This is a genomic window from Legionella fairfieldensis ATCC 49588 (assembly GCF_000621525.1).
Classification (GTDB): Bacteria; Pseudomonadota; Gammaproteobacteria; order Legionellales; family Legionellaceae; genus Tatlockia; species Tatlockia fairfieldensis.
In genome coordinates, this window is sequence record NZ_JHYC01000047.1 from 1 (window position 1) to 5578 (window position 5578).

Genomic DNA, 5578 nt, shown 5'->3' on the forward strand with positions numbered 1-5578 from the left:
GACATTTGAAACATAACCAAGATAGTCATAATCTCGCTAATCGATAAGCTGCAAGCCGGACCGCGCTTGCTTTTTGTCGGGCCTGTTAGCATATAATGTTCACAATGTTTATCTAACTCGTTGCAGAAATCGTCTATTTCGCAGAAAATATTAACCAGCTGGTGCATGTCCATATCACAAATTCCTTTCGTCGGGAAAAAATTGCGATATTACAATGTTCCAGCTACCTTTTTCTATTTCAAAACAAATTAACCTTTTGATCTATAATGCTTTATTAAAGTTTAAAACCCATTACTGGGGTGTACTATAGCTATTCCTGGTGTTTTTCTGGTTGTTTATCAGGGTTCCTTTTCGACATTAAAATTTACAGACACATTTATTGCTTTAGGTGCTGAAGGGATGTCCGAGAATGGTGTGCAATATTCATGGGTTCAATTCACAAAAGTAAATAAAAAAAGCCTTACACCCATTAAAGGTATCGTAGTATTCAACGCAGATGACTTTGCCAGTTCCTGTAATGATAAGGTGATTGATTGGAAAGAGAATACTATTGATTGCAAAATGGCGCCAACTTAAGATGAATGCCTGCGTTCCATGTCTTGTCTCTGAGAGATGGTCATAAAAAGTAACGATAAATATCTGTATTATTTTGAGTCATTCCCGTGAAAACGGGAATCCATTCTCAACTTAACTCATCACTTTGCCTGAGAGAAGTTCATTTAAAATATTGAGATGAAAATTTAATCATTATTAATTGATATTGTTGATCAATGCGTCCAGTAAGCTGCTGGCACCTATTCGAAAACAGGATTTATCAGGGTTTTGGGCGATTAATTGTGTGACTAAATTGAAATAATTAAATGCCTGTTCCGGTTTTTTTATGCCGCCCGACACTTTTAAACCACAATTACTTTTAGAATCCTTAATCGCTTTAAGCATCGCAAAAGCAGCCGCAGGAGTAGCGCCTTGAGGGATTTTGCCAGTCGATGTTTTTAAAAAATCACAACCCCTCTCAAGTATTTTACGACTAAGTTGATAAATAACTTCTAATGAAGGTAATGCGCCGGTTTCCAAAATTACTTTAAAGCCAATTTTCTGATTTTTACAAAGGTCATAAACGTTCTGGCATTGAATCAGAGCGTCCTCCTCATCGCCCGCCAAATAGCACTTGTAAGGAAATACATAATCAATTTCATCCATGTTACTCCTGGCCTGTAAAGTATCAATGGCTGTTAAAATTTTTTTGGTAGACTGATTACCATGGGGAAAGTTAATAACCGTAGCTCGTTTTATCTGTCTCTCTAAGGATTCAAGTCCGGGAAGATGCTGTGGCAACACGCATACGGCGGCTACCTGATGACAATTAGCTTTTGCAATCAGGCTGTCTAATGCTTCGCTATCAGCGGTTTCATCCAGTAACGTTAAATCAATAAGAGAGATAATTTGTCTCGATAATACAGCGTGACTATAAGGAGCGGACGTTGCTTTTATATCTTCCAGCATCATTAAATAACTTTCTTCAAGCTTCACGCCAGACTCGCTATAAACTGCTTTATCAGGCGATTAAGCTTTTCAGCGGCTTTAGAAGCCATTAACACGACTGCTTCATGATTATGACTGGTGGAGGCAAGCCCGGTGGCATAGTTAGTAATCGTGGCTATCACGGCCACTTTCATACCACAATGATTGGCAACCAGTACTTCGGGTACCGTTGACATTCCTACTGCATCAGCCCCCAGAATGCGAAACGCTCTGATTTCAGCAGCTGTTTCATAATGAGGCCCGAGAACCGCAAGATAAACACCTTCATTAAGCGGAATATTTTCCTCGTGGGCTATTTTTAATAATTTATCGCGTAGTTCCCGGTCATAAGCATTATCCAAGGGAAAAAAGCGAGGACCAAATTCTTCATCATTAGGACCTACCAGAGCATTGCCTGGTTGCAGATTAATGTGATCGGTAATTACCATTAATTCACCGGGACCTACTTCTTCTCGCAAAGAACCAGAGGCATTTGTAGCGAGAAAATAAGTGCAGCCAAGCAAGTGCAGCGTGCGAACGTAGGTTTTAACGGTGTCATGATTAGTACCTTCATAACTATGCGCGCGTCCCTGTAGACAAACAATGCCAACTCCATATAAATAACCCAACACCAGATTACCGTTATGACCATGCACAGTAAGTTTGGGGAAACCTGGCAATTCGTCATAACTGATAGTGACAGCATCCTCTAACTGGTCGGCAAAACTTCCCAGGCCAGAGCCAAGTACAATACCCAGAACCGGTTTAAAATTAGGTGCTAATTGTTTTATTTTTTCTGCAGCCAAATGAGCTGCGCTAAGAGTTGTTTTAGTCATTTTAATTCCAGATTAAGGCTTAAATTGAAAAGCATAAGGTAATAACTGATGAACAGGTATGGACTGAATTACTGACTGCTGATTACATAAGTGAATGATGGTTTCTGGTGTAGAGAACTCCACGATGCGCTGACGACATGCTCCACAGGGGGAACAGAATGTATTTTCGCCGTTTAATACGACCATACTTTTTATTTTTTGACGGCCGGCACTAATCATCTGACAGATTGCAGAGGTTTCAGCACAAACAGATAAACCATACGAGGTATTCTCAACATTAACGCCAGTATATAAATTATTATCTTCACTACATAAACAAGATGCAACCGGATATCGAGAATAGGGCACATAGGCGTGACTTAACATGTCCTTTGCCTGATTTATCATTAACTCTATCGTATTACTCATCTCAAAGTACTCCTGAAGCTGCTTGCAAACTATACTCATTATCCGGAATGCTGACAAGTTACTTCATCAACTAATGACGATCCTTTTTGGTTTGACAAAGCAAATCAAAATACGCATACTCCATAATCAGATGGCGCGGGGTGTCGGGAAACCGGCTGAGAATCACCTGAATGCAATTAATATAATTTCGTCTTCACCAATTTGATGAGTCGCTTCTGGAGGGACGCTATTATTTGTAGAAGTTAAAATAGTGTTATCCTTTTTTCTTGCAGGATGTTCTTCTGGAATAATTTCTTTTCTATTGGAGATAGCGGGTTGAGGTGATAAGTTTTTTATCATTTGCGGATAACTTTCTGCACAAGAACTCGGTTTGCTGGCAGGTTTGTCCGGCAGGGCAAACTCCAGCCGATAATGCAATGTAATGATACCCAGATAAACTTTGATTAGAGTAGAAACTACAACAATTATTGGTATGGCAACAGGACAAAAAAAGGCAATTGTTGTTGCTATTGCGGTGATAAGAGAGGAAATAGTAATGCTGGCGGCATATTTTAAGTAAGCGTTTTGTTGTTTAACCGAATAATTGTCTTCATAATCCAAAGGGTGTTTTCTTTTATGATATTCACCGATTAACCAGATGCAATCACTGATAACAAAAAGCCAGCAAGCAGCAATCAGTGTTACTGGAAAAACAAGCGCAATGAAATTGCATAGTACAGCGGCTATTCCCAATAGTGCGGCAATTCGGTGTTGTTCTTTAAACTGTATTAAATTATACCATTTTTTGTTTGTGCCGGATCGATTAGGCAATAAATGACAGGCGAAAGCCCATAATAAATAACCTATAAAATAAAAGCCGGAAGAGACAAGCCCTACTGAAGCAAGAAACAGAATATAAGAGAGATGATGAAGTTGCGCTGTGATGAAGCCTAGGAAAAAAAATGCACCACTTGCTTTATTGAGTCTTTTAGCGTGGATCAAATCGTTAACCTGATTTTTTAAATTTCCTGTATATTAAGGAGCGTTGGATAAAATACAAGACTTTTCAATCACTAAGAATCTGAAACAGGTAAAGTGATTCTAACCTGTAAGCCGCCCTCGGGTCGATTTAAGGCGTTAATATCGCCTTGATGTAATTTAATAGCCTGTTGTGCTATGGATAAACCAAGACCATAACCTCCAGTCTTTTTTTCTCTGGACATATCGACACGATAAAATGGATTAAAAATTTTCCCCAGTTGCTCTTCAGGCACTCCAGGGCCATTATCTTCAATAATGATATCTACTTTTTTATCGTCTTCATTGCAATGCAGGGTAACCGTTATTTGCGGGTCCGGGACGGAGTAACGTAACGCGTTTCTTATAATATTCTCAATCGCTCGATGAATTAAACGTTCATCGAGATGCATTTCGCAACGGGGGGAAGTATGAAATATCACATGGGGTTTTGTTGCACTCGCTTCAAAATTAGCATCCTCAACAATTTGTTGGATTAAGTCGGGAAGGTTAACAGTGGTTCTGTTAAGTTGCGAGGATGATTTATCAAGTCTCGCAAACTCAAGAATTTCCCCTATTAAAGTGTTTAAGCGCAAGCATTCAATTTCCATACGGCAAAATTCAACTTCAGCGGTTCCCTGCGCTTTTTTCCGTCCTAATTCAATGGCTATTTGCAAACGGGCAAGGGGAGAGCGCAATTCATGGGAAATATCCTGAAGAAGACGCTCTTTAGAGTTAATAATCGTTTCTAACTGCTCTGCCATGCTATCGAATTCGCCACTTAATTCCGCAATTTCATCACGATGATGACCTTTAAAACGGCCTACCCTGGTGTTTAATTTTCCTGTCGCTATGGATTTGGCGGCCAGTCTTAAAGAACGTAAAGGTTGTGTCAAATAAAGTGACAGGATATAGCAGATAAGACCGCTGATAAAAATCGCAATGATCAGACGAATTGTTAAACCAGCCCAGGGAATTTCTACAAAATGAGCCAGTGGTTTCTGGCTAACTGCTACTAACCGGTAAGCTTTGCCAGAGGTGGAAAGGATTTCATGGCTGACTATAATGTCACCAAATTTAAGTAAACCATCATCCAGTTCTTCTCTGACAAGATTAGCGGCAATTTGTCTTACAATGTCAGGTGGTGTCTGATTGCCTATGATTTCACTGGTACTGGTGAGTAAATACAAGGTCATTTGTCTGGCGGCACCTGTTTGTTTAAGCCATTTTTCCAGTGCCTTACGTTGGCCTGATTCAAAGGTAGCTACTGCTGCATTGGCATAACTATCCATAAAAACGCGTTCGTGAGCAGGAATTGATGATTTTTGGGCAATTTCACTGGTTACCCAAGCGGTGGTAATAATAATTAAAATAGTTGCCAGCCAGAACGAAAGAAAAATTTTCCAATAGAGACTACGCATTAAACATATATCCAAAGCCACGCACAGTTTTTACCAGTGGCTCGCCTGCCTGATTATTTCCCGGTAATCCCCCCATTTTTAACTGACACTAAAAGTAGAAACCTAGGCTGCTAGAGCCAATTTTCTTTTGGGTGGTATACCTCCAATAGCCGAGTTAGGACGTTCATTGTTATAAGACCAAAGCCACTTGGTGGCCTGTTCCTGGACTTGTTCAATACTCTCAAATAAGTATTGATTAAGCCAGTCATACCGAACAGTACGATTATAGCGCTCAATATAGGCATTTTGCTGCGGACAACCTGGCTGAATGAATACAAGCTCAATATCGTGATTTTTAGCCCATCTTGCGAGCTTATGGCTTACGTATTCAGGCCCATTATCACAACGTATCTGCTT

At 39.9% G+C, this 5578-nt stretch carries 6 protein-coding genes; all 6 read right to left on the reverse strand.

Annotation, left to right across the window (positions count from 1 at the left end; genetic code table 11):
• Positions 1-750: 750 nt before the first annotated feature.
• A complete protein-coding gene (deoC, locus tag T345_RS0110550) occupies positions 751-1530 on the reverse strand; it encodes a deoxyribose-phosphate aldolase (protein WP_028389313.1) in 780 nt (259 codons plus the stop codon).
• Positions 1527-2357 (reverse strand): purine-nucleoside phosphorylase, encoded by an 831-nt coding sequence (locus T345_RS0110555; protein WP_028389314.1) that lies wholly within the window; start codon positions 2355-2357, stop codon positions 1527-1529. Before T345_RS0110555 ends, deoC begins: the two co-directional genes overlap by 4 nt.
• Before the next feature lie 12 nt (positions 2358-2369).
• Positions 2370-2765, reverse strand: a complete 396-nt coding sequence (cdd, locus tag T345_RS0110560; RefSeq protein ID WP_028389315.1) for a cytidine deaminase — start codon at positions 2763-2765, stop codon at positions 2370-2372.
• 162 nt (positions 2766-2927) lie between these two features.
• Positions 2928-3746, reverse strand: a complete 819-nt coding sequence (locus T345_RS0110565) for a hypothetical protein (RefSeq protein ID WP_028389316.1) — start codon at positions 3744-3746, stop codon at positions 2928-2930.
• A 71-nt stretch (positions 3747-3817) separates the two neighbouring features.
• The gene (cpxA, locus tag T345_RS0110570) at positions 3818-5182 is read right to left on the reverse strand and encodes a two-component system sensor histidine kinase CpxA (protein WP_028389317.1); all 1365 of its coding nucleotides are present in this window, start codon (positions 5180-5182) and stop codon (positions 3818-3820) included.
• 102 nt (positions 5183-5284) lie between these two features.
• Positions 5285-5578: integrase core domain-containing protein (locus tag T345_RS0110575; RefSeq protein ID WP_028388153.1), on the reverse strand; the 294-nt coding region annotated here is incomplete at its 5' end.

Bases quoted from the DNA above. Each gene is read 5' to 3' on its own strand.
- T345_RS0110555 (WP_028389314.1), bottom strand. From the start codon at position 2,357: ATGACTAAAACAACTCTTAGCGCAGCTCATTTGGCTGCAGAAAAAATA.
- cdd (WP_028389315.1), bottom strand. From the start codon at position 2,765: ATGAGTAATACGATAGAGTTAATGATAAATCAGGCAAAGGACATGTTA.
- cpxA (WP_028389317.1), bottom strand. From the start codon at position 5,182: ATGCGTAGTCTCTATTGGAAAATTTTTCTTTCGTTCTGGCTGGCAACT.